The sequence below is a fragment of the Curtobacterium sp. PhB25 genome (genome assembly GCF_004365375.1).
Classification (GTDB): domain Bacteria; phylum Actinomycetota; class Actinomycetes; order Actinomycetales; family Microbacteriaceae; genus Curtobacterium.
The window spans coordinates 212,075-234,125 of record NZ_SODR01000007.1 but is presented as its reverse complement, the minus strand read 5'-3'; the positions used below and the strand labels follow the sequence as shown (position 1 = coordinate 234,125).

The 22,051-nt window shown below is 71.7% G+C and carries 21 protein-coding genes; 12 read left to right on the top strand and 9 right to left on the bottom strand.

Features of this window, described 5'->3' with window-relative positions:
• Positions 1-216: 216 nt before the first annotated feature.
• Both EDF51_RS14915 and EDF51_RS14910 read right to left on the bottom strand, forming a co-directional pair.
• Complete coding sequence (locus EDF51_RS14915; protein WP_131881905.1) at positions 217-819, bottom strand: DUF1992 domain-containing protein; 603 nt, start codon at positions 817-819, stop codon at positions 217-219.
• Positions 820-832: 13 nt separating this feature from the next.
• Positions 833-2,662, bottom strand: coding sequence for a glycoside hydrolase family 15 protein (locus EDF51_RS14910; RefSeq protein WP_131881907.1), 1,830 nt, complete (start codon positions 2,660-2,662; stop codon positions 833-835).
• Between the two features lie 601 nt (positions 2,663-3,263).
• Between EDF51_RS14910 and EDF51_RS14905 the strand changes: the two genes are divergently transcribed.
• The 4 genes from EDF51_RS14905 (at position 3,264) to EDF51_RS14890 (ending at position 7,539) form a co-directional block, all read left to right on the top strand.
• Positions 3,264-4,430: an RtcB family protein gene (locus tag EDF51_RS14905; protein ID WP_131881909.1), complete on the top strand. Its 1,167-nt coding sequence runs from the start codon at positions 3,264-3,266 to the stop codon at positions 4,428-4,430.
• A 109-nt stretch (positions 4,431-4,539) separates the two neighbouring features.
• Positions 4,540-5,373: a DUF1206 domain-containing protein gene (locus EDF51_RS14900; RefSeq protein WP_123293429.1), complete on the top strand. Its 834-nt coding sequence runs from the start codon at positions 4,540-4,542 to the stop codon at positions 5,371-5,373.
• A gap of 139 nt (positions 5,374-5,512) precedes the next feature.
• Positions 5,513-6,388 (top strand): SMP-30/gluconolactonase/LRE family protein, encoded by an 876-nt coding sequence (locus tag EDF51_RS14895; RefSeq protein WP_134195478.1) that lies wholly within the window; start codon positions 5,513-5,515, stop codon positions 6,386-6,388.
• A 71-nt stretch (positions 6,389-6,459) separates the two neighbouring features.
• Complete coding sequence (locus tag EDF51_RS14890; RefSeq protein ID WP_166673568.1) at positions 6,460-7,539, top strand: alpha/beta fold hydrolase; 1,080 nt, start codon at positions 6,460-6,462, stop codon at positions 7,537-7,539.
• A 99-nt stretch (positions 7,540-7,638) separates the two neighbouring features.
• Here the strand turns inward: EDF51_RS14890 and EDF51_RS14885 are convergent, their stop codons facing one another.
• From EDF51_RS14885 to EDF51_RS14865, 5 genes are all read right to left on the bottom strand, one after another.
• Positions 7,639-8,832: an FAD-dependent oxidoreductase gene (locus tag EDF51_RS14885; protein WP_123293433.1), complete on the bottom strand. Its 1,194-nt coding sequence runs from the start codon at positions 8,830-8,832 to the stop codon at positions 7,639-7,641.
• A 14-nt stretch (positions 8,833-8,846) separates the two neighbouring features.
• Entirely contained in the window at positions 8,847-9,647 is an 801-nt protein-coding gene (locus tag EDF51_RS14880) for an SDR family oxidoreductase (protein WP_111086919.1), read from the bottom strand.
• An 8-nt stretch (positions 9,648-9,655) separates the two neighbouring features.
• Positions 9,656-10,162, bottom strand: coding sequence for a DNA starvation/stationary phase protection protein (locus EDF51_RS14875; protein WP_123293434.1), 507 nt, complete (start codon positions 10,160-10,162; stop codon positions 9,656-9,658).
• A 119-nt stretch (positions 10,163-10,281) separates the two neighbouring features.
• On the bottom strand, positions 10,282-10,794 hold the full coding sequence (locus EDF51_RS14870; RefSeq protein WP_123339939.1) for a MarR family transcriptional regulator: 513 nt from the start codon (positions 10,792-10,794) through the stop codon (positions 10,282-10,284).
• A 152-nt stretch (positions 10,795-10,946) separates the two neighbouring features.
• Positions 10,947-11,504 (bottom strand): NAD(P)H-dependent oxidoreductase, encoded by a 558-nt coding sequence (locus EDF51_RS14865; RefSeq protein ID WP_111086916.1) that lies wholly within the window; start codon positions 11,502-11,504, stop codon positions 10,947-10,949.
• A 106-nt stretch (positions 11,505-11,610) separates the two neighbouring features.
• Between EDF51_RS14865 and EDF51_RS14860 the strand changes: the two genes are divergently transcribed.
• The 6 genes from EDF51_RS14860 to EDF51_RS14835 all read left to right on the top strand — a co-directional run bounded on the left by EDF51_RS14860 (position 11,611) and on the right by EDF51_RS14835 (position 17,825).
• Positions 11,611-13,269 (top strand): glycoside hydrolase family 13 protein, encoded by a 1,659-nt coding sequence (locus EDF51_RS14860; protein WP_134195474.1) that lies wholly within the window; start codon positions 11,611-11,613, stop codon positions 13,267-13,269.
• A gap of 111 nt (positions 13,270-13,380) precedes the next feature.
• On the top strand, positions 13,381-15,339 hold the full coding sequence (locus EDF51_RS14855; RefSeq protein ID WP_134195472.1) for a DUF11 domain-containing protein: 1,959 nt from the start codon (positions 13,381-13,383) through the stop codon (positions 15,337-15,339).
• Between the two features lie 146 nt (positions 15,340-15,485).
• A complete protein-coding gene (locus EDF51_RS14850; protein WP_123293438.1) occupies positions 15,486-16,145 on the top strand; it encodes a DUF308 domain-containing protein in 660 nt (219 codons plus the stop codon).
• Entirely contained in the window at positions 16,142-16,405 is a 264-nt protein-coding gene (locus EDF51_RS14845) for a hypothetical protein (protein ID WP_123310696.1), read from the top strand. Before EDF51_RS14850 ends, EDF51_RS14845 begins: the two co-directional genes overlap by 4 nt.
• 123 nt (positions 16,406-16,528) lie before the next feature.
• On the top strand, positions 16,529-17,068 hold the full coding sequence (locus tag EDF51_RS14840; RefSeq protein WP_111086929.1) for a sigma-70 family RNA polymerase sigma factor: 540 nt from the start codon (positions 16,529-16,531) through the stop codon (positions 17,066-17,068).
• Positions 17,058-17,825: a hypothetical protein gene (locus EDF51_RS14835; protein ID WP_134195470.1), complete on the top strand. Its 768-nt coding sequence runs from the start codon at positions 17,058-17,060 to the stop codon at positions 17,823-17,825. Before EDF51_RS14840 ends, EDF51_RS14835 begins: the two co-directional genes overlap by 11 nt.
• Before the next feature lie 72 nt (positions 17,826-17,897).
• On the opposite strand, the gene EDF51_RS14830 is transcribed toward EDF51_RS14835, so the two are convergent.
• A complete protein-coding gene (locus EDF51_RS14830) occupies positions 17,898-18,776 on the bottom strand; it encodes a LysR family transcriptional regulator (RefSeq protein WP_166673567.1) in 879 nt (292 codons plus the stop codon).
• A gap of 81 nt (positions 18,777-18,857) precedes the next feature.
• Between EDF51_RS14830 and EDF51_RS14825 the strand changes: the two genes are divergently transcribed.
• A complete protein-coding gene (locus tag EDF51_RS14825) occupies positions 18,858-20,141 on the top strand; it encodes an MFS transporter (protein ID WP_134195466.1) in 1,284 nt (427 codons plus the stop codon).
• Between the two features lie 131 nt (positions 20,142-20,272).
• Positions 20,273-20,878: a hypothetical protein gene (locus EDF51_RS14820; RefSeq protein WP_134195464.1), complete on the top strand. Its 606-nt coding sequence runs from the start codon at positions 20,273-20,275 to the stop codon at positions 20,876-20,878.
• A gap of 211 nt (positions 20,879-21,089) precedes the next feature.
• Here the strand turns inward: EDF51_RS14820 and EDF51_RS14815 are convergent, their stop codons facing one another.
• A complete protein-coding gene (locus EDF51_RS14815) occupies positions 21,090-22,010 on the bottom strand; it encodes a cation diffusion facilitator family transporter (RefSeq protein ID WP_111086907.1) in 921 nt (306 codons plus the stop codon).
• Positions 22,011-22,051 lie beyond the last annotated feature (41 nt).

Here is a 22,051-nt window from a genome sequence, read left to right as displayed (position 1 = left end):
GGCGACAACGCCATCCTGACCGGCACCACCGTCCACGTCTCCGAAGACGCCGCCGGCCTGCTGAACAAGACCTTCGGCACCGACGCCGTCAAGCGTGGCCTGCTCGTCGGCACCGCCACCATCACCGCACAGATCAAGTAACACCCCGCACCACACGCACCACCGCACCACTCGTGAAGGGCCGCCCCGGGCAACCGGGACGGCCCTTCACCACGTTCAGTGACGCCGGCGCCACCACCGGCGGCGACGGTCGTCAGACGCGGCCGTCAGGGCAGCCGCAGCCGCCGCGGCGGACGCGAGTCGGGCCTCCCGGCGGGCATGCCACGCGACCAACTCGCCGTCGACGTCCCGCAGCGGCGTCACGACCGGCGGCCCACCGAGCAGCTGACGTCGGGCTTCCTTCACCCGGGCGTTGAAGTCCACCAGGACATCGCGCACGTCGGCCTCCGTCGACAGTGCGTCGAGGGCATCGTCGAGTTCCGCGTCCTCGGTGCGGAGTGCGAGGGCAGGCGGAGCGATGCCGCGGATGTCCTCGCGTTCGATCTTCGAGCGGATCCACCAGTCCGGGTCGTGCTGCCCGTCGTTCCCGGGCAGGGGCTTGCCGTGGTACGGATTGCCCTCGAAGACGCCGCGGCGCTCGGCCTCCTCGATCTGCGCCCGAGCGTGGGCGGCGACGTCGGCCGCCTTCAGCAGCCGGCGTTCCTCACGCACCTCGTCCGGATCGAGCGACCCCCGCTCGATCTCACTGTCGACCTGCTGCTGGTAACGGTAGCGAGCGGCCCTGCGGAGCCGGTCCATCCGTGCATCGACGTCGTTCATGACCCCTCCATGATCACTCCGAGTGGTCGTCCTCGCCAGTCAGTTCCTCGATGGTCAGCGCTGCCTGGATGAGCGCCAGGTGCGACAGCCCCTGGGGGAGGTTGCCCATGAACGAGCCGTCCTCGCTGATCATCTCGCTGAACAGCCCGACGTCGTTCGCCTGGCCGACCATCTCGTCCATCAGGGTCCGTGCGTCGTCGATCCGGCCCGTGCAGGCCATCGCGGCAGCGAGCCAGAACGAGCACGCGACGAAGGGCGACTCCTCGTCCTCGATGCCCGAGTAGCGGTACACCAGCGGTCCGCGCTGCAGCTGCTCCTCGATCGCCCGGATGGTCGACGCCATGCGTGGACCGCGGTCGAAGGAGCTCATCGCGTGCAGCAGGATCGACGTGTCGAGCGCGTCCGAGCCCGGGTACATCACGTAGTGACCGCGTTCCTCGTCCCAGCCGTGTTCCGCGACCCACTGCGTGATCAGTTCGCGGTTCTCGACCCACTTGGCGCGCGGCCCGTCGATCATGCCGGCGTCGTGGAGGTCCACTGCGGCGTCGAGGGCCTGCCAGCAGCCGATCTTGCTCGTGACGTAGTGCTGGGTGTCCTCGAGCTCCCACATGCCGGAGTCCGGTTCCTCCCACCGGTGGCAGGCGTCGTCGGCGAGTTGTTGCAAGACGGCCGCGGTCTTCCGGTCCAGGACGTTGCCGGCGTTCACGTACTGACGCAGGATCTCGAAGACGTCACCCCAGACCCCGAGCTGCAGCTGGTCGCCGGCGCGGTTGCCCACCGTGACCGGGCCGATGCCGTTCCACCCGGGGACGTCGCGCTCCTCGACGTCGTCGCTCTTCGTACCGTCGAGCTCGTAGAAGATCGGCATGCCCTCGTCGTGCTCGGCGATGGTGCGCATCACCCACGACACCGCCGCGTGGGTCTCCTCGCGCAGGCCGAACCGGGTCAGGGCGTGCACGGTGTACGACAGGTCGCGCACCCAGGCGAACCGGTAGTCCCAGTTCTTGCCGCCGGTCCGGTCCTCGGGCAGGCTCGTGGTCGGCGCCGCCGCGATCGCTCCGGTCGGCGAGAAGATGAGCAGCTTCAGGGCGAGGGCGCTGCGCTGCACCGCTTCGGCCCAGGGGCCGTCGTAGGAGAACTCCTTCGACCAGGTCGCCCAGTTGTCGATCGTGCGGTCCATCGCGGCGAGTGCGCTCTCCGGCCGCGGCATGAAGATCGGCTCGTCGTGCGTGCCGACGATGGTCAGGATGTGCTTCGATCCGTCGCCGGTGGTGAACCGACCGGAGAAGCGCGGGCCGTCGTCGTGCACCGGGTCGAACCCCTGCTCGACGATCGCGATCGTGATGCCGTCGATGCCGATGACGGCACCGTTCGCGGTGTCGAGGCGCTTCGGTTCAGCGGTGTTCAGCAGGGTGCCGGGCACCACGGCCCACTCGAACTCCACGGACCCGTTGACCCCTTGGACGCAGCGCGCGACCTCGGCCCACGGCAGGCGGCCGGCGACACCGGTGACCATCGCGTCCGTCACCGTCGCCCGCCCGGACGGTGTCGTCCACGTGGTGACGAGCACGTTGGTGCCGGGCAGGTACTCGCGGGTGACCTCGGCCGATCGGTCCACCGGGCGGAGCGCCACGTGGCCGCCGTGTTCGGCGTCGAGGATCTCCGCGAACACGGGCGGTGAGTCCATCGAGGGGATCGGCAGCCAGTCGATCTGCCCGTCGCGGGCGATGAGCGCGACGGTCCGACCATCGCCGATCGCTCCGTAGGTGCGGAGCGGGGCGTAGCCGTCGGTGCGTGCGTGGGTGTCGACCGCGTCGAGGGTGTCTTCGGTGCGCTCCGTCATGCACCCAGACTGCCCGCGCCCGAGGCGCGACCATCAGGCGGACGTACCCCGCTGTGGAGGACGCGGGACGCCCTCCCTCGCAGGCTCGGTCGGCGCGGCCCGCGCAACGCTTCGCGTCGCCGCTGAGCGGGCCGCGCCCGGCCGCGGACGAAACGCGACACACCCGGGTGAGTTGCGCATCCCGGGCGTGTCGCACTACTGTCGCTCTCCTGCCCAACGGCAGGAACGCCAGCGGCACCAACGCCGCCGGCAGGAACGCCAGCGGCACCAACGCCGCCGGCAGGAACGCCCGTCCCGGGCACACCGGAAGGACCGCGCATGCGCGCCGTGCAGCACAACGAGGAACGCGTCGAGCTCCAGCTCGACGCGACCGCCGTGCTGCCCGAACCGCAGCGGCAGTGGTCCCTCCGCTATCCCGCGTAGGCACGGAACGTCCCACGACGCCCCGTGCCCACCCGGCCCGGGGCGTTCGTCGTCCTGCTCATCCTCGCCACGTCGCGCTCGACGTCGCCCGGAGCGCAGGCCGGACACCGTCCCGGACCGTCATCGAAGACCGTCCAGACGACCGTCCAGACGACCGTCCTGAAAGCGAGACGAAGCAATGAAGAAGATCAACGACCGACTGCTGAGTTGGGCCTCGATGCTCGAGGACAACACCGAGCAGCAGGCCCGCACGACCGCACGCATGCCGTTCGTGTTCCCGCACCTGGCCCTGATGCCGGACGCCCACCTCGGCCTCGGCGCCACCGTCGGTTCCGTCATCCCGACCCTCGGCGCGGTCATGCCGGCTGCCGTCGGCGTCGACATCGGCTGCGGCATGATCGCGGTCCGGACCCAGTTCACCGAGGCCGACCTGCCCGACGACCTGCAGGAGCTGCGCGAGCAGATCGAGCGCGCGATCCCGCTGTCGGCCGGCGCGTCGAACCGCAAGATCGTCGCGACCGCCGCGCCGCGGATCGCCGAGCTCGAGGCGATGGCCGACGCCGCCGGGTTCGACCCCGCACAGGCGCACGGCGGCTGGCGCAACCAGCTCGGCACGCTCGGCTCCGGGAACCACTTCATCGAGGTCTCCCTCGACGAGCAGGACCGGGTCTGGCTCTTCCTGCACTCCGGATCGCGGGGCGTCGGCAACAAGATCGCGCAGCGGCACATCACGGTCGCCAAGCGGCTGATGGAGCGCTGGTGGATCCAGCTGGCGGACCCCGACCTCGCCTACCTGGTCGAGGGCACGCCGGAGTTCGACCGGTACATCGCCGAGCTGCGGTGGGCACAGCACTTCGCCCTGCTCAACCGCGAGGAGATGATGGACCGCGTCGTGCGGCAGCTGTCCGAGGTCGTCGGTACCCCCGTCGACGAGCAGGAGCGGATCAACTGCCACCACAACTTCACGCAGCGCGAGACGCACTGGGGGAAGTCCGTGTGGGTGTCCCGCAAGGGTGCGATCCAGGCGACGGCAGGTCAGGCCGGCCTGATCCCCGGGTCGATGGGCACGGCGTCGTACGTCGTCGAGGGCCTCGGCAACAAGCCGTCGCTCGAGTCGTCGCCGCACGGAGCCGGCCGGCTGTTCTCGCGGAGCGCGGCACGGCGGACCTTCACCCACGACCAGCTGCGGGAGGCGATGGTCGGCATCGAGTACCGCGACACCGACGCGTTCCTCGACGAGATCCCGGGCGCGTACAAGCCGATCGACCAGGTCATGGCGGATGCGTCGGACCTCGTGTCGATCCGGCACACGCTGCGGCAGGTCGTCAACGTGAAGGGCGACTGACGGGAGGCGCGGGTGCAGCCCGCCCCCGCGCCGCCCGTCCGACGTCGGTCCGCGTCCACTGCCCGGCGCGGCCCGGACAGACCGGCCCGCGTCGGGCACGCTTGACCGGATGAGCGACACAGCAGAGCACGCAGCACGGGAGACCGGACGACAGGTCCGACGAGCGGCGGACAGCCGCTGGTTCGAGCTGACCGCTCGCGCCGGCTTCGTCGGCAGCGGCATCGTCCACCTGCTGATCGGGTACCTCGCGATCCTGCTCGGCATCGGCAACGCGTCCTCCGGCGGTGAGACGGACCAGTCCGGAGCACTGCAGCAGATCGCTGCCGTGCCGGGCGGGGTCTTCCTGCTCTGGCTGATCGCGATCGGCACGGCAGCACTCACCGTGCGGCTGATCGTCGAGGCCGTCGTCGGCGGCCGGTCGGACAGCACGCGTGGGTGGCTCGCCCGGGCGAAGGACGTCGCGAAGGCCGTGGTCTACGGCATCATCGCGTACTCGTCGGCGTCGTACGCCCTCGGCGCCGGGTCGAGTTCCAGCAGCTCGTCGCAGAGTGCCGCAGCGAAGACCCTCGCGACGCCCGGCGGGGTGTTCGTGCTGCTCCTCGCCGGCGCGATCGCGGTCGCGGTCGGCATCGGGCTCGTGGTCATCGGGTGTCGGCGGACGTTCCGGAAGCAGATCACCCGACCGTCCGGGACGCTCGACCGGGTGGTCACGGTGCTCGGGGTCGTCGGGTACGTCGGCAAGGGCATCGCCGTGGTCATCGTCGGTGTGCTCATCGGTGTGGCCGGACTGCGGAGCGACCCGGAGCAGGCGACGGGCCTCGACGCGGCGTTCGACGCCGTGCGCTCGATGCCCGGTGGCGTGTTCGTCCTGGTCGCGATCGGCATCGGGTTCCTCGCCTTCGGCGTCTACAGCTTCTTCCGCGCGCGGTACGCCCGCCTCTGATCGAAGCGGGGCCTGCGGACTTTCGTGCCAGGCGACACTCCACGCGCCCGCGGTCCCGTGAGGTGTCGCCCAGCGCGTGAACTGGTGGGCAGCGCGCCCGGCTGAGGGAGCACGGAGCCGGCGCCGGTAGACCGGTCCGATGAGCACCAGCGCGACGACCGGGCCCGTGACCGTCTTCTCCGACGCCCGGGCGGTCCTCGCCGAGAGCATCGTGTGGGACCCGTCGGCGCAGCTCCTCCGCTGGACCGACATCACCCTCGGCACCCTCGTCACCGCGCAGTCCGACGGCACCGTGGTGTCGACGGTCCCGCTCCCGCCGCCGCTCGCGAGCTTCCAGCCGCGGGCCTCCGGTGGCTTCGTCGCAGCGCTCGGGGACACCGTCGTCGTGACGGACGAGCACGGGGTGGTCGAGCGTGAACTCACCCGCGTCGAGCACGCCACGGCCGGGCTCCGGTTCAACGAGGGCAAGTGCGACCCGTTCGGCCGGTTCCTGGTCGGCAGCATGAACCTGACGACGGGCGAGCCGGACGGGGCGCTGTACTCGGTCGAGGCGGACGGCACGACGCGACTGCTCCGTGGCGGCTTCGGCGTGACGAACGGCTTCGAGTGGTCGGACGACGGCACCGTGATGTACGTCACCGACACGAGTGTGTCGACGATCTACCGTGGGTCGTACGGTCCGGACGGCGAACTCGGCGAGCTCGAACCCTTCGTCGTCGGCCACGCCCACGACGGCCTGGTCCGCGATGACGAGGGCTGCTCGTGGAGTGCGGTCTACGGCGGCGGCCGGGTGGAGCGGTACGGCCCCGATGGGTCGCACCTCGAGACCGTGGAGCTGCCCACCCCGAACGTGACGTCGGTGGCCTTCGGCGGCCCCGACATGTCGACGCTGTTCGTCGCCTCGGCACGGGAGAACCTCACCGAGGAACAGCTCGAGCAGCACCCGTCCTCGGGGGCGATCCTGGCGGTGCCGACGCGGGTGCACGGGTTCCCCGCGAACACCTTCAGCGGCTGACCGGGCGGGAGCGCACGCTGCGGCGGTGTCCGCGGGTATCGTGGGCGCTCGCCCGACCCGAGGAGACCCACGTGAACGACGAGCGCACGGCAGCCACCCCGGACCCGGCCGGCGAACTCGCGGAGGCCGAGGACGCCGACGTCACCGTCGAGGTGGACCGGGTCGCGGTCGACGGCACGTACGTCCGCGTGAGTTCGATCGGCGAGCCGGGGGAGCGCGCCTTCCTGCTCGTCGCCGGCCTCGGCATCGCGGCCACCTACTACGAGCGGCTCGCCCCGCACCTCAACGAGAACGGCCCGGTGCACGCCCTCGACCTGCCCGGCTTCGCGGGCGTTCCCCGGTTCCGCGGAAAGGTCTCGATCGAGCGGTACGCCGACGCCGTCGAGAAGGTCATCGACGACCTCGGCCTGGTCGACCCGGTCCTGGTCGGCCACTCGATGGGCACCCAGGTCGTGACCGAGGTCGCGGCGCGTCACCCGGAGATCTCGGACCTCGTGCTCATCAGCCCGGTCGTCGACTCGCACGCGCGCACGGTTCGCCAGTCCGCGTTCCGGTTCCTGCGGTCGACCCTGCACGAGCCTTCGGCGGTCCGGTGGCACGGCATCACGGCGTACGCGCTGTGCGGATGGCACTGGTTCTCGAAGGTGCTGCCCCGGATGATCGCGTTCCCGATCGAGGAGCGCGCGGCCCACGTGCGGGCGCGCACCCTCATCGTCCGCGGCGAGCACGATGCGATGGTCCCGAGGGACTGGATCCGCCGGCTCGCCCGGGTGTTCCCCTACGCGGTGCTGCGCGAGGTCGTCGACGGCGCCCACTCCGTGATGCACGCCCAGGCCGACGCGGTCGCGCAGCTGGCGGTCGCGCACGTCGACCACCGGCTGCCGGACCGCGGGGTCGGTTCGCTGCAGCGGGTGCGCGACGACTCGACGGCGTCCGACCTGTCGCGCCTGAGTCCGAGCGAGGCGTGGATGCTCGTGAAGTCGCGCTTCGTCGAACTCGTCGGCATGGCGAAGAACGACGACGAGACGCTCGAGGCGGCGAAGTCCGCCCACGCGGTCGCGATGGCCGACGGGGACGACCTGCCGGTCGACCCCGCCGACCGCAGAGCGGTCGTCGACGCCGTCGCACCCGAGGCCGACCCGAACCGCTGACACCGGGCACTGCACGCGACGCACAGGAGGCCCGGTGCCGGTTCCGAGAACCGGCACCGGGCCTCCCGTCGGTCGCGTCCAGGGCGACCCGTGCGCCGGTCAGGCCGTGATGCGGCCCGGCAGCATGTCCGACGTCAGGGAGTTCGCCTCGGCGAGGACCTTGCGGGCCTCGTCGGTCTTGTCCCACACGTTCCAGAGCAGCACGCCGCGCACCGTGTCGTCGTCGTCCAGGTAGTAGACGACGCCGGTGACGGTCGGGTCCTGCCAGTCCTCGACGGTGCGGAGCTTCGTGGAGACCTGCCCCACCGCTTCGTACCCCATGTCGAAGACGTCGGAGTAGAACATCGGCGTGTGGTCGTAGGTCTCGTCGGCGTCGGCGAGGTTCCGGCCGGCCTGTCGACCCTGCTGCTGCGCGTTGTCGACGTGCTCGACCCGGCGGGTCCCGAGGATCCGGTCCGGGTACTCGGCGACGTCGCCGGCCGCGAAGACCGAGTCGTCGTCGGTGAGCAGCGTCGACGAGACCACGATGCCGTCGCGCACGGTCAGACCGGCGTCGGCGGCGAGCTGGGTGGCGGGCTCGATGCCGAGTCCGGCGACCACGGCGTCTGCTTCGAGCACGGAGCCGTCGTCGAGCGTGAGCGTGACCCCGTCGGCCGTCTGCGTGCCGGACTCGACCCGGCGTCCGAGTCGGAGGTCCACGCCGGCGTCGACGAAGCGCTGTTGGAACGCGCGCGCGAGGTCGTCCGGGAACATCCGGCCGCCCACGATGTCGTCGGGGTCGACCAGGGTGACGCGGGCGCCGTTCTGCACGACCCCCGCGGTGATCTCCTGGCCGATGTAGCCGCCACCGACGACGACCACGTGCGCCCCGGCGTCGGCGAGCTCGCGGAGCTTCCGGTAGTCGTCGGCGCTGCGGTAGTCGAGCACCCGGTCGGAGGGCTCGAGGCCCGGCAGCCCGCGGGGCTTGCCGCCGGTCGCGATGAGCAGCCGCTCGTAGCCGTGGGTCTGGCCGTCGGCCGTGGTCACGGTCTTCGATGCACGGTCGATCCCCGTCACCGCGGTGCCGAGGACGAACGACGCCCCGGTCTCCTCGGTGTGCAGGTCGACCTTCTCGTCCCAGCTGAAGTCCGGGTCGGTCCACAGCTTCTTCGACAGGGCCGGGCGGGCGTAGGGGCGGTCGACGTCCTCGCTGAGGATGCCGATCGTGCCGTCGGCGTCGAGCTCGCGGACACCGCGGGCGGCGGCGTCGGCGACCATCCCGCCGCCGATGATGAGGTATCGGTAGTCGGTCACGGTGCCTCCCGGCGTCAGATCGTGGCGACCGAGCCGGAGTCGACCCGGTAGTTGGAGCCGTTGACGAAGCTCGCGAGGTCGGAGCAGAGGAACGCGATGACGTTCGCGACCTCTTCCGGCTCACCGCGGCGCTTCAGCTCCATGTACGGACGTTCCTCGTCGAGGAAGCTCGTGATCGCGTCGTCGAAGCTCTGGTTCGTCTCCTTCGCCCGCTTGTTCATCATCGCGTCCGTCATGGGCGTGTGGATGAACGCGGGGCTGACGGTGTTCACGAGCACGCCCTCCTGCGCGTAGGTGCGCGACAGGCCCTTCGCGAACGACAGGACCCCGGCCTTCGCGGCGCAGTAGGGCAGTTCGTCGTCGTAGGGCTGCGAGGCGTCCTCGGACACGAGGTACACGATCCGGCCCCACCCGCCCTGCCGCAGGTCGCCGATGAACTCGCGCGTGATGCGGACAGGACCCATCAGGTCCACGTCGATGGTGTCGGCCCAACCCTGCTCGTCGATCTCGTGGAACAGTCCCTGGGCGCCGGTGACGCCCGAGGACTGCACCAGGATGTCGATCGCGCCGACGGCGTCCCGCACCTTGCCGTGCAGGTCCGCCAGGCTCGCCGCGCTCGTGACGTCGGCCGCGAACGCGTGCAGCTTGCCGAGCGGTGCCTCGAGCTGGTCGGCGCTGTTGTCGAGCTGCGCCTGGTCGAGGTCGCTCACGACCACGGTCGCACCCTCCGCCAGGAGGATGCGAGCCGTGTTCCAGCCGATGCCGGAGTCGGCACCGAAGACGAGCGCGGTCTTGCCCTGGATGCCGAGGTCCACTCGGTCCCCTAGGCGTGCGCCGACGCGTCGGCGACGGCAGGCGTCGTGGCGGAGGCCAGCGGCGTGCTCGGCGCGCGGTTCTCGGCGGAGACCATCCACGCGAGCTGCTCGAGGCGCTCGATGAAGCCGTGGAGCAGGTCCGCGGTCGTCGGGTCCTCGTCGTCGACCTCGTCGTGGACGTCGCGCATGGTGCCGGTCGCCTGGTAGAGGCGGAGCGTCACCTGGTCGATCGCGTCGTGCGTGGTGATCTCGCCCTCGGGGAACTGGTCGAGGTGGCTCGACGCAGCGACCGTGCTCGAGCGTCCGTCCGGCACGGCGTACAGGGCGCGCATGCGCTCCGCCGTGTCGTCGGCGAACTCGCGTGCGGCGTCGACGATCTCGTCGAGCTGCAGGTGCAGGTCGCGGAAGTTCGTGCCGAGGATGTTCCAGTGGGCCTGCTTGCCCTGGAGGTGCAGGTCGATGAGGTCCACGAGGACCGCCTGGAGGTTCTTGGCCATCTTGTCCGAAGCGTGCATGGTGGTGGCTCCTTTCGCGTCGGTGACCCTTCCGGTCTACGCGGTGCGGCCGAGACCACTCTCAGTGCGCACGGAACCGCACTGTCCCCCGGGCGTTACACCGGGTGTGTTCGCGCCGGTCAGTGGGCCGGTGCCGGGTCGACCTGGTCGACGGCGCCGCGCATCTGCTCGAGGAACGACGCCACGATGCGCGCCTCGTCCGCTGGCAGTCCCTCGGCGATCGACATCATCCGGCGGTGCATGATGCCGAGGGTCGCGCGGACCTCGTCGTCGGTCTCGGTCGTCGGGGTGATCACGAGCGCTCGACGGTCGGTGGGGTGCGGGTCGCGGCGCACGTGGTTCGACTTCACCAGGCGGTCGATCAGGATCGTGGTCGAGGCCGACGAGATCTTGAGGTAGGCGGCGAGGTCCTTCGGGCTGATGCTGCGGCCCGAACGCTGCGACTGCAGCAGGAAGCGCACGGCGAGCAGGTCGGTCTCGCCCATGCCCATCGAATCGCGGGTGCGGCGGCGCATCGCGGTCTCGGCGGCCCGGTAGCGACGCAGGGCGTTGAGCACGGCGACCCCGCGCTGGGTCGCGTCGTCGTCGGGGAACCAGTACCCGGACGCCTCGGTGATCTCCTGCGTTGCCATTGCCACAGGCTAGTCCGTCTCGTATGGAGGCCGTCTAGCGACTTCCTGTGGGTGCGCCTGCTTCGTTCCCGCGTGCAGGACGGGAGGCCCGTGGCGGGGTCGCCACGGGCCTCCCGTCCGTCCTGTGGTGCGGTCGACCGCACCCGTTCGCGCTACGCGGCGGCCTGCTCGGTCGAGGCGTCGGCGAGTGCGTTGAGCGCGCCCTGGACGAGCGAGGTGACCTCGGCGTCCTCGCGCGGGTGCGTCTCCGCGAAGCGGACGACCGACTGCGGGATCGCGACCTTGACGTCCTCGAGGACCTTCGCGCCGGCGATGCCGGCGACCTTGCGGGCGTCGTCGTGGGCCCACACGCCGCCGTACTGCCCGAACGCGGAACCGATGGCGGCGAGAGGCTTGCCGGACAGCGGCGAGGCGCCGAACGGACGCGATGCCCAGTCGAGGGCGTTCTTCAGCACGGCCGGGATCGTGCCGTTGTACTCGGGGGTGACGAGCAGGACGGCGTCCGCGGCGGCGATCGCGTCGCGGAAGGCGACCGCTGCGGCCGGCGGGGTGTCGCCGTCGATGTCCTCGTTGTAGAACGGCAGGTCGACGATGCCGTCGAACGTGGTGACCTCGATGCCCTCCGGCGCGTGGTGCGCCGCGGCCTCGGCGAGCTTGCGGTTGATGGAGTCGGCGCGGAGGCTGCCGACGAGTGCGAGGACGTTCGTCATGGTGATCCTTCTGGTTCGAGACGTTGTTCTGGGACGGAAAGGTGTCTGCGACAACCAATCCGAGCCTACGGCGTGCTATTCCCAGACCGCTGGGTACGGTGGCGACGTGAGCACGCTTCGGACGCCGGCCAGCACACCCCGCACGACGAACCCGGACTGGTGGCGCGACGCCGTCGTCTACCAGGTCTACCCACGCAGCTTCGCGGACTCGAACGCCGACGGCCTGGGCGACGTCGCGGGCATCACCAGCCGCGTGCCCTACCTGGCCGCGCTCGGCGTCGACGCCCTCTGGCTCTCGCCGTTCTTCCCGTCGCCCCTCGCCGACGGCGGGTACGACGTGGCCGACTACCGGGCGGTCGATCCACGACTCGGCTCGCTCGAGGACCTGGATGCCCTGCTCCGGTCCGCGCACGAGCACGACCTGCGGGTGATCGTGGACATCGTGCCGAACCACACCTCGGACGAGCACGAGTGGTTCCGGGCGGCGCTCGCATCCGCGCCGGGCTCGCCGGAACGGGCGCGGTACGTCTTCCGCGACGGAAGCGGCACCGCCGGGGAACTGCCGCCGAGCGACTGGGTGTCGAACTTCGGCGGAAGCGCCTGGACGAGGGTCCCCGACGGCCAGTGGTACCTGCACCTGTTCGCGCCCGAGCAGCCGGACCTGGACTGGTCCAACCCTGAGGTCCGTGCGGATTTCGAGGACACGCTGCGCTTCTGGTCGGACCGCGGGGTCGACGGGTTCCGGGTCGACGTCGCACACGGCCTGGCGAAGGACCTGTCGACGCCGTACCGCCCGTCGAACGAGCACGCGCTGCCGCTCGACGGCTCCGACCCGCTGTACGACCGCGACGAGGTGCACGAGGTCTTCGCGTCCTGGCGCACCGTGCTCGACGAGTACGACCCGCCCCGTGCCGCAGTCGCCGAGGCCTGGGCACCGGCACCGCGACGCGTCCTGTACGCCCGGCCCACCGAACTCGGGCAGGCGTTCAACTTCGACCTGCTCGAGGCGCCGTTCGAATCCGCTGCGTTCCGGAGCATCATCGAGCGGAACCTGGCGGCGTCCGAGCAGTCCGGTGCGTCGAGCACCTGGGTGCTGTCGAATCACGACGTCGTGCGGCACGCCAGCCGGTACGGCCTGCCGGACCACACCGACACCGACGCCTGGCTGCTGACGGACGGCACCACGCCCGAGCTCGACCGCGAGCGGGGCCTCCGCCGTGCCCGCGCCGCGACCCTGCTGATGCTCGCGCTGCCCGGGTCGTCGTACGTCTACCAGGGCGAGGAACTCGGCCTGCACGAAGCCGCCGCGATCCCGCGTGACCAGCTGCAGGACCCGAAGTGGATCCGCTCGGGACACACCGTGAAGGGACGGGACGGCTGCCGCGTGCCGATCCCGTGGACGACCTCCGGGCCGTCGTTCGGCTTCGGCGACGTCGCGCCGCTGCTGCCGCAGCCGGCGGACTTCGGAGCGTCGTCGGTCGAGGCGGAGGACGGCGATCCGGCATCGACGCTTTCGCTGTACCGGGCCGCGCTCGACGCGCGTCGCCGCCTGCAGCAGGGTGAGGAGCTCACCTGGCTGGACTCCGCCGACGGCGTCGTGGCCTTCGCCCGGCATGACGGGTGGCGGTCGGTCACGAACTTCGGCACGACGCCGGTGCCGATGCCGTCGGGAGACGTCGTGGTCGCGTCCGGGCCGCTGCCCGGCTCGCTGCCCGGCTCCGCGGCAGGCACGCTGCCGGGTGAGACGACGGTGTGGTTGGCCTGAGCGGACCGGTTCCGGTCGTCGTTCCTCCACAGCCAGGAGGCCCGGGGCCGCGTTCCACAGGTCGGGTCGCGGCCGACGTGCGGTGACGTCGCGGATCGCGACGATCGGGGCATGACAGAACCCACTGCTCCAGCATCCGTCCCACGTCCGGTCCGGTCGCGGGTGGCCCGTCGCCTCGCGGCGGCGTGCACCGCGTTGACCGCGCTCGCCGTGCTCGCGGCACCGACGATCCTGCCCACGGGGTCGAGTGCGGCGACGCTCGACTTCCCCTACGTCAACCAGTTCTCCAGTGCGTCCGGCGGCGCCCTGCACGGTGACGCCGCGGTCTCCGGCGGACGACTCCGGCTGACCGCGGACGTCCGCAACCAGGCCGGCGCCTGGTCGACGAACGACACGTTCCCCTCGGACACCGGGCTCGAGATCGAGTTCACCTACGCGATGCACACCGCGAAGGACGACCCCGGGGCCGACGGCCTGCTGCTGTACCTCGCCGACGGTGCGGCGGCGCAGGGCGTGGGGTCGTTCGGTGCCGGGCTCGGGTACGCCTGCCGCAAGGAGGCCACCGAGGGCGGCGGGCGGCTGTGCGACCTGCCGGGGGTGCCCGGCGGCTTCGCCGAGATCGCGATCGACCACTACGGCAACTTCTCGTCGCGCATCAACGCCTCCGGGCCGGGAGCCCAGCCGGACCACGTCGTCGTCCGCGGCTCCGGCAACGGGATCGAGGGCTACCGGTACGTCGCTGGGGCTCCCGCTCCCGGCGGCACGGTGACGAACGGGTCGACGCCGCGCACGGTGCGCATCACCCTGCTGCCGGGGGACGCCGGCGAGCTCTCGATGACCGTCCGGCTGCAGGTCGGTTCGACGATGCGCACCGTGCTCGACGCGGTCCCCCTGCACGGGGACGACCAGGCACCGCTGCCGAGCACCCTCCGCCTCGGGTTCGCCGGGGCCACCGGCAGCCACGTGAACAACCACGAGGTCGATGCCCTCAGGGTGTGGAAGCCCGCCGACCTGTCCGTCGAGCACGACCTGCCCGCCACCGCCGTCGCCGGAGCGCCCGTCCGGTACACCGTCACGGCGCAAAACCCCGGACCGAACGGCGCCGACCCCAGCCCGCTGCAGGTTGACGTCCCGGACGCGATCGAGGGCGCTTCCTGGACGTGCGAGGCGGCGGAGGGCTCCGGCTGCGCCACCCCGTCCGGGCAGGGCGACGTGGCGACCGACCTCGACCTGCCCCGCGGTGGTTCGGCGGTGGTGACGGTCGAGGGGCGGATCGCCGACGGCGTCGAGGGGCCGGTCGAGAGCGTCGCCACCATCGCACCACCGACGTCGTTGTCCGACACGAACGAGTCCGACAACACCTCGCGGGCGAGCACGACCGTCACCACGCCGCCGGTCGTCGCCCACGTCGAGACGGACAAGACGGTGTCGCCGTCCACCGTCGAACCCGGCGACGAGGTGGAGTACACCGTGACCGCACGGAACCGCGGACCGTCGGTCGCCCAGCAGATCGGCGCGGTGGACGACCTGCCCGAGGCGATGCGCTTCGTCGGGTCCGACGACGGCTGCACGGCCGAGGGGCAGCGGGTGACCTGCCGGTCCGACGTGGCGCTCGCCGTGGGGGAGACCCACGACTTCCGGCTCCGTGCAGTCCTCGACCCGGAGTACCAGGGGGACGGGTCCGACGTGGTGAACGTGGCCACGGCGACCTCCCCGACGGACCCGGACGGCGGCGACCCGTCGACCGAGGTCGCGATCGTCGTCGAGCAGGACGACGACGGTCCCGCGCCGAGCCCGTCCCCGTCCCCGGCGCCCGGACCCGACGACGAGGCATCGGTGCCCGATGCGCCCAGCGGTGGCGACGGCGCCGGCGACCGGGATCTCCGTGGCCCGGTCGCCGACGCGGGACCGCAGGCTGCACGCGGCGCCCTCGCCTACACCGGCGTCGACGACCTCGGGCTGCTCGCCGCGCTCGCCGCGGTGGTCGTCGCGGCCGGTTCGACGTGCTGGTGGCTCGCTCGTCGGCGTGGACGGCAGTCGGTGGTGACGGACGAGCAGCGGCGGTCCTGATCCGGTGCCGGGGTGGCGTCGCTCGGGCGACGCCACCCCGGCCGCGCATTCGAGCATCCTCAGTGCTGCGGAACCCCCGGCGGTCGGTCGGCTGCCACCGCGGCGGTAGGATCGATCTCACGATCCGCATGCCTGAAAGAGGTCCCGTGTCCGACACCGTGGACGACGCCACCACCGTGAACGAGGCGACCCAACGCGCGCGGTACTGGCCGATCCCGATCCTCCGGGCCGTGCCCGCCGCGGTCGTCGCGCTCGTCATCACCTTCTCGACGAACCACGCCGCCGGCTACGGCCTGCTGCTGTTCGCCGGCTTCGCGTTGGTCGAAGGACTCGTGCTCCTGTGGGCGGGCGTCGCGCGGCTCCCGCTCGACGGTCGGTCCCGCCGCACCACGTTGCTGCAGGCCGTCATCACCCTGCTCGCCGCGGTCGCCGGGTTCGCCGGCAACGGTCTCGGGCTGCCGGCGTTCATCTCGGTCATCGTCGCCTTCGCGGTGCTCACCGGGGCCCTCGAGCTGGCACAAGGGCTGCGGGCTCGTCGTCGTTCCCCCTTCGCGCGGGACTGGACCACGATCGGCGCACTCACCCTGCTGCTCGCGATCGCGTTCCTCATCACCCCGCCGGACTACTCGCAGCAGCTCGGTGGGGTGGAGCAGGTCACCGGCACGCTGGACGCCTCGATCGTCCTGGTCGGCCTGCTCGGCGCCTACCTCGCCATCACGGCGGTCTTCCACGTGATCGCCGGCCTCTCGCACAAGTGGGGCACGGCCACGCCGGCCGTCGCCCCGGACGGAGCACCACACGCATGACCACCCCCAGCCGTCGTGACCGTCTGCGCCCGGTCGAGCTCCTCGGGATCTCCGCGATCATCGCGGTGTTCACCGGGCTCGTCGTGCTGTTCTCGACGCGGGAACTGCAGCTGGCCGTGATCTTCCTCGGCGTCGCGTTCATCGTGGTGGTCGTCGTGCTCGCGATGCTCCAGCTCGCGTCGACCAGCGACCAGGACGACAACGACATGCTCGGCGGGCACAAAGCGCCCGGCGAGGGCGAGGGCGACGACTTCCACTGATCCGCATCGGGCGCGGTCGATCGCACCGCGGTCCGGACACGCCCGGGATCACGTTTCCGCCACGGTCCTGTCAGGATCGTGGGTCCTGCCGACACCTCTGGGTGAAGGAGGTGGGATGTGGACGTGACGACCGGCACCGACACGGACGAAGGACTCGTCCGTGCGATCGCGCAGGGGGACACCGGTGCGCTCGCACGGGTGTTCGACCGCTACGCCGCCACGCTCACCCGGTACGCCTGGGCACTCGTCGACGACCGGTCCGACGTCGAGGAGATCGTGCAGGACACGTTCCTGACGCTCTGGCAGCGGGCGGTGACGCTCGAGCTCCCGGCGGACACCGTGTTGCCGTGGCTGCTCGTCGTCTGCCGGAACCACGCCTTCAACACCGGCCGGAAGCAGGCGCGTCGGCGCGCTGACGAGCTGCCCGAACACCTGGCCGCTCCCACCGACCAGGACGAGGCCCGTGACCTCCTGCGCTGGGTCCGCGACGAGATCGCCGCACTCCCCGCCACCGACCGCCGCATCTGCGAGCTCTGCCTGCTCGAGGGGTACTCGTACGCCGAGGCCGCCGAGATGCTCGGACTCAGTGTCGGAGCGGTCACGCAGCGGGTCTCCCGCAGCCGACGCCGACTCAAGAAGGTGGTGACGCACGATGAACACTGAACCTCCCGAGGGAGACGACCTGCAGCGCATGCTCGTCTCGATGAAGCAGAACGTCCTCGAGCGCGCCACCCCGCGGGCGAGGCGGGGTCGTGGCCGATCCGGCATCGTCATCGGTGTCGTGGCGCTCCTGGCCGTGGGCACCGCGACCGGAGCCGTCGCCCTGACGCTCTCCCAGCAGGACACCCCGGTCGCCGCGCCCACCCAGACGCAGGCGCCCGAGCCCTCGCCCACCGCGACGACCCCGAGCTCCGCGCCGATCACCGGCGCACCGACCCCGACGTCGACCCCGAGCGCCCCGGTGGACGTGGCGACGATACCGACGGACTGTCGCGCGCTCGTCTCGGCAGCCGACTACAGCCGCTTCTTCGGGGACACTCCGTTGACGCAGGCCGATCCGCCGTCGGGAACCGATCGGGTCCCCGACGGCCAGGACCCGGCAGGCGTCGAGTCGAAGGTCTCCTGCACGTGGCGTGACCCGCGCGCGGACGTCTCGGGGATCGAGGTCCGGGTCGGGACCGCCACCGAGGCCGCCATCCAGCAGGAGATCGACGAGTTCCCGGCGCACGACGGCGGGGGGACGTGCACCGAGCGCGACGGCGGGACGTTCTGCCAGTCCCGCGGGATCGTGGAGCCCTACGGCGTGGAGAAGGCGTACACGTACTTCGCCCGAGGTGACACCTGGATCACCATCGAGCAGACCAACGTCCCGACCGACGGGCTCCTGCCCGCTCTCATCGCGACGATCTGGGGGGACTGACGGCCGGGAGGCCCGTGGCGGACCCGCCCCGCGCCTCCCGTCCGTCGGTGGGACCCACCAACCGGCGCCGCGTCACACGACGCGCGCGGCGACGAGGTCGCGCGCGAGCGTCCGGACGGCACGGTTCGGCTCCGGACTCGTGCGGATCGCCAGGCCGATGCGGAGCGGTTCGACCGCGTCCTCGAGCTCGAAGACCGCGCCGTCGTGCCGCACCCCGGAGTCCGGCACGACCCCGACCCCCAGCCCCGCCGAAGCGAACCGGATCACCGCGGGCATGTCGTTCATCTCGGCGACGATCCGCCGCCGGATCCCGAGCCGTTCGAGTGCGCCGTCCAGGATGATCCGGTTGCCGAACCCGTGCGCGGTGTCGACGAAGGGCTCGTCCGCGAGCTCGGCGAGCGACACCGAGGCGCGCCTCGCCAACGGGTGGTCCGACGCCGTGAAGACCCGGAACGGCATCTCGCGCAATGGTTCGACCACCACACCGGCCGGCACCGTCGGTAGCCCCGTGTACGCGAGGTCGAGGCGCCCGGCGACGAGGTCCTGCACGAGCCCGGTCGTGCCGGACGGCGAGGTCATGAGCTCCACGGTGACGAGCGGGTGCCGCCGCCGGAACCGCTGCAGCACGCCGGTCAGGTCGACGATGTCCATGCTCGTGAAGATGCCGAGCCGCACCCGTCCGCGCAGGTCGGCGTCGTCCACGGTCGCCAGGTCGCGCATCCGGTCGAGCGACTCCAGCACGGCGCGGGCGTGTGGGAGCAGGTCCTCGCCGGCGGTCGTGAGGACGAGGTGCCGTCCGGTGCGGTCGAACAGCCGCACGCCGAAGGTCCGCTCGAGCGAGGCGATCCCGGCCGACACCGTGGACTGCGCCGCCCAGAGCCGTTCGGCCGCGCGGGTCACGCTGCCCTCGGCGGCGACGGTCACGAACTGTTCGAGCAGGCGGGTCTCCATCACCCCATCATCGATCCGATCGATGGACGGCATCAAGAGCATCCGTTGGACTCGATGCTCGGCGCGCGCGATCATCGGAGCATGTCAACCGTGACCGACACCCCGACGGGCGCTCTCCCCGCCACCCCAAGCGCTCCCGCGAGCGACCGCGTCCCGGCCCCCCGTGGCCGTCGTGCGCACACCCGTCGGCGCCACGGCTTCGGCTTCTGGGCCGTCGCCTTCGCGTTCCTGTCGGTGATGGCCTTCGCGACCGTCCCCGCACCGCTGTACGTCATCTACCAGGCACGAGACGGCTTCCCGACGTTCACCACCACGATCATCTTCGCCGCGTACGGCGTCGGGGTCGTCGGGTCCCTGTACCTGGCCGGGCACCTCAGCGACGTGCACGGGCGGAAGCCGTTGATCCTCGTGTCGATCGCCCTCGAGCTCGTCGCCGCCGTGCTGTTCCTGGTCTGGAACGACGTCACCGGCCTGATCGTCGCGCGGCTCGTGACCGGCCTCGGCGTCGGCACGCTCACCGCCACGGCGACCGCCCACCTCGGTGAGCTGCGGGTCCGTGCGACCGGTTCGTCCGACTCGGCGAAGGGCGCGAGCGTCGCAGCCGGTGCCGTGAACCTCGGCGGGCTGTCGCTCGGCGCCCTCGTCGGGGGTGCGCTCGCCGAGTTCGTCGGAGCGCCGCTCATGGTGCCGTACGTCGTGTTCGTCGTCGCGCTGACCGTGGCCTTCGTGCTCGTCCTCGTCGTGCCGGAGACCGTCGCCCGCCCCGAGACCCGTGTGCCCTACCGCCCGCAGCGCATGCAGGCGCCGGAGGGCAAGGCCGCCGCGTTCTGGGCAGCCGGTGCCGCAGCGTTCGCGGCCCTCGCGGTCCAGGGGCTCTTCACCTCGGTCGCCCCGACGTTCCTGGGCACCACCTTCCACGTCACCGACCGACTGGCGGCCGGTGCGACGACCTTCGGGGTGTTCGCCGCGAGTGCCGTCTCGCAGATCGTGTTCGCCCGACTCACGCAGCGCACGCAGATCCGACTCGGCATGGTGCTCCTGGTCGGCGGTCTGGCGGTGCTCGCCGTCGCCGCGGTCCTGCTGCAGGTCGCCGGCTTCATCGGCGGTGGCGTCGTGGCGGGCGCCGGGGTCGGGCTGCTCTTCCGGGCCAGCATCGCGAGCGCCGGAGCCCTGGTCGGTCCCGAGCGTCGGGGCGGGGTGCTCGCGGCCACGTTCCTCATCGCGTACGCCGGGCTGACGGTGCCGGTCGTGGCCGTCGGGGCGGCGCTCCTGGTGATCCCGACCCTGCCCGTCCTGATCGGGTACGTGGTGCTCGTCGCCGTCCTGGCCGTCCTCGCCGGCACCCGACTGGCCGCGCGCGCCTGACGCGGGGCGGGCCTCCCGTCCGCCCGTCGCATCCCGGAACCAGGTTCCGGACACCGCACCACGCGATCGCACGGTGTCGGGTCCGGAACCTGGTTCCGTCGTGAGGGTCGCACTCCCGGCATACTGGGCGCGTGCCCCAGAACCGCAACCGTCCCGTGATCACGGGGATCGCGGCCGTGGTGGCCGCCGGTCTCCTCGCCGGCGGGCTGTTCCTGACGGCGCGGCAGGGCGCGGACGACCCGACCATCGGCACCGGATCGAGCTCCGGGACGCCGAGCGACGCGGCAACCGCTTCCGGCGACGGCACCGTCACGATCACCCGCACCGGGCCGGACCTGCCCGGCGACACCACCCTGGCGCGGTGCGACTCCACGACCCAGGCGGCCGTCGCCCAGTACGACACCGCGGCGCTCGGGCGGGTCACCCTGCAGTGCGGCACGTCGGCGCAGGGCTACGAGCACATCCGGCAGCGGCACACCGCCGACTGGCAGGGGGTCGTCGCGGGCCACGGCTCCCGCGACTGGGACGACGCGATGCTGACGGCCGTTCAGACGGCGCTGGTCGCACCGCGAGCGGGGTTCCCGGTCGACGCCGGCGACGGCAAGGTCTGCTACGCGGCACCGGTGCGGTTCGACGACGGGTCGCGCCCGGATGCGGACCCGTTCGTGAAGGTCATCGTCTCGGCCACCACCGACCGCGTCATCACCGCGTACCCGACGCGCACCGACGACTGCTGACGCGGGCGCGGGCGCGGTCGAGGTCGCGGGCGTGAGTGCGTGCGTGCGCATCTTCCGACAGAACACGCGTCGATCGACTCGTGGTCGGTCGCAATATGCGCACGCAACGGATGCGTGCGCACCTTCCGGCAGAACACGCGTCGATCGACTCGTGCACCGTCGCAGAACGGGTGTGGCCCGCCGCACCAGCGACGGACCCGCGCCCGCACCCCTACGCGTGCACCTCGTGCTCGTGCCGCCGGTGCGACGCGGGCTCCAGCTGGAAGGTCGAGTGCTCCACGGGCACGTCGAAGTGCTCCGCCACGCACTGCTGCAGCTCGTCGAGGATCCGCGGAGCGTGCGCCGTCGAGAAGCACTCGTCGTCCACCACCACGTGGGCGGTCAGGTTCGGGACCCCCGTCGCCACCAGGGTCGCGTGCAGGTCGTGCACGGCGATGACGTGCTCGAGCTCGAGGATGTGGCCCCGCACGTCGTCGAGGTCGAGCCCCGGCGGCGTGGACTCGAGCAGCACGTTCGCGGTCTCGCGCAACAGCCGGATCGCCCGCGGCAGGATGAGCAGGCCGATGAGGATCGCAGCGACCGAGTCGGCACGCTCCCACCCGGTGAGCATGAGCACGACCGCGGCGGCGATGACGGCGACCGAGCCGAGGGTGTCGTTGAGGACCTCGAGCCGGGCGGCGCGCGAGGTGAAGCCCTCGCCCGAGGCCCGCAGCAGCACGCCGTAGGCCACCAGGTTGCCGACGAGTCCGATGATGCCGAACACGAGGAGCGGTCCGGAGTGGATCTCGGCGGGCACGAACAGCCGTTGGATCGCGGAGATGATCACGAAGACGCCGACCGCGAGCAGGATCGCCGCCTGGGCGGTGGCACCGAGCACCTCGGCGCGTTGGAAGCCCCACGTGCGCTGCGTCGTCGGGCTGCGGCGGGCGAGCCGCGTCGCGACGAGTCCGATGCCGAGCCCACCGGTGTCGACGACCATGTGCCCGGCATCGACCAGCAGCGCGAGGGAACCCGTGACGACGGCGCCGACGACCTCGGCCAGCAGGATCGTCGCCGAGATGCAGAACGCGATGAGCAGCGCGCGCTCGGACGCGTGCCCGTGCGAGTGCCCTGCTCCGTGGTCGTGACCCATGTGCCACATCGTAGGGATCGGCACCGACGACATGCCAGGAT

Bases quoted from the DNA above. Each gene is read 5' to 3' on its own strand.
- EDF51_RS14915 (WP_131881905.1), bottom strand. From the start codon at position 819: ATGAACGACGTCGATGCACGGATGGACCGGCTCCGCAGGGCCGCTCGC.
- EDF51_RS14910 (WP_131881907.1), bottom strand. From the start codon at position 2,662: ATGACGGAGCGCACCGAAGACACCCTCGACGCGGTCGACACCCACGCA.
- EDF51_RS14905 (WP_131881909.1), top strand. From the start codon at position 3,264: ATGAAGAAGATCAACGACCGACTGCTGAGTTGGGCCTCGATGCTCGAG.
- EDF51_RS14900 (WP_123293429.1), top strand. From the start codon at position 4,540: ATGAGCGACACAGCAGAGCACGCAGCACGGGAGACCGGACGACAGGTC.
- EDF51_RS14895 (WP_134195478.1), top strand. From the start codon at position 5,513: ATGAGCACCAGCGCGACGACCGGGCCCGTGACCGTCTTCTCCGACGCC.
- EDF51_RS14875 (WP_123293434.1), bottom strand. From the start codon at position 10,162: ATGCACGCTTCGGACAAGATGGCCAAGAACCTCCAGGCGGTCCTCGTG.
- EDF51_RS14870 (WP_123339939.1), bottom strand. From the start codon at position 10,794: ATGGCAACGCAGGAGATCACCGAGGCGTCCGGGTACTGGTTCCCCGAC.
- EDF51_RS14865 (WP_111086916.1), bottom strand. From the start codon at position 11,504: ATGACGAACGTCCTCGCACTCGTCGGCAGCCTCCGCGCCGACTCCATC.
- EDF51_RS14855 (WP_134195472.1), top strand. From the start codon at position 13,381: ATGACAGAACCCACTGCTCCAGCATCCGTCCCACGTCCGGTCCGGTCG.
- EDF51_RS14845 (WP_123310696.1), top strand. From the start codon at position 16,142: ATGACCACCCCCAGCCGTCGTGACCGTCTGCGCCCGGTCGAGCTCCTC.
- EDF51_RS14835 (WP_134195470.1), top strand. From the start codon at position 17,058: ATGAACACTGAACCTCCCGAGGGAGACGACCTGCAGCGCATGCTCGTC.
- EDF51_RS14830 (WP_166673567.1), bottom strand. From the start codon at position 18,776: ATGGAGACCCGCCTGCTCGAACAGTTCGTGACCGTCGCCGCCGAGGGC.
- EDF51_RS14825 (WP_134195466.1), top strand. From the start codon at position 18,858: ATGTCAACCGTGACCGACACCCCGACGGGCGCTCTCCCCGCCACCCCA.
- EDF51_RS14815 (WP_111086907.1), bottom strand. From the start codon at position 22,010: ATGGGTCACGACCACGGAGCAGGGCACTCGCACGGGCACGCGTCCGAG.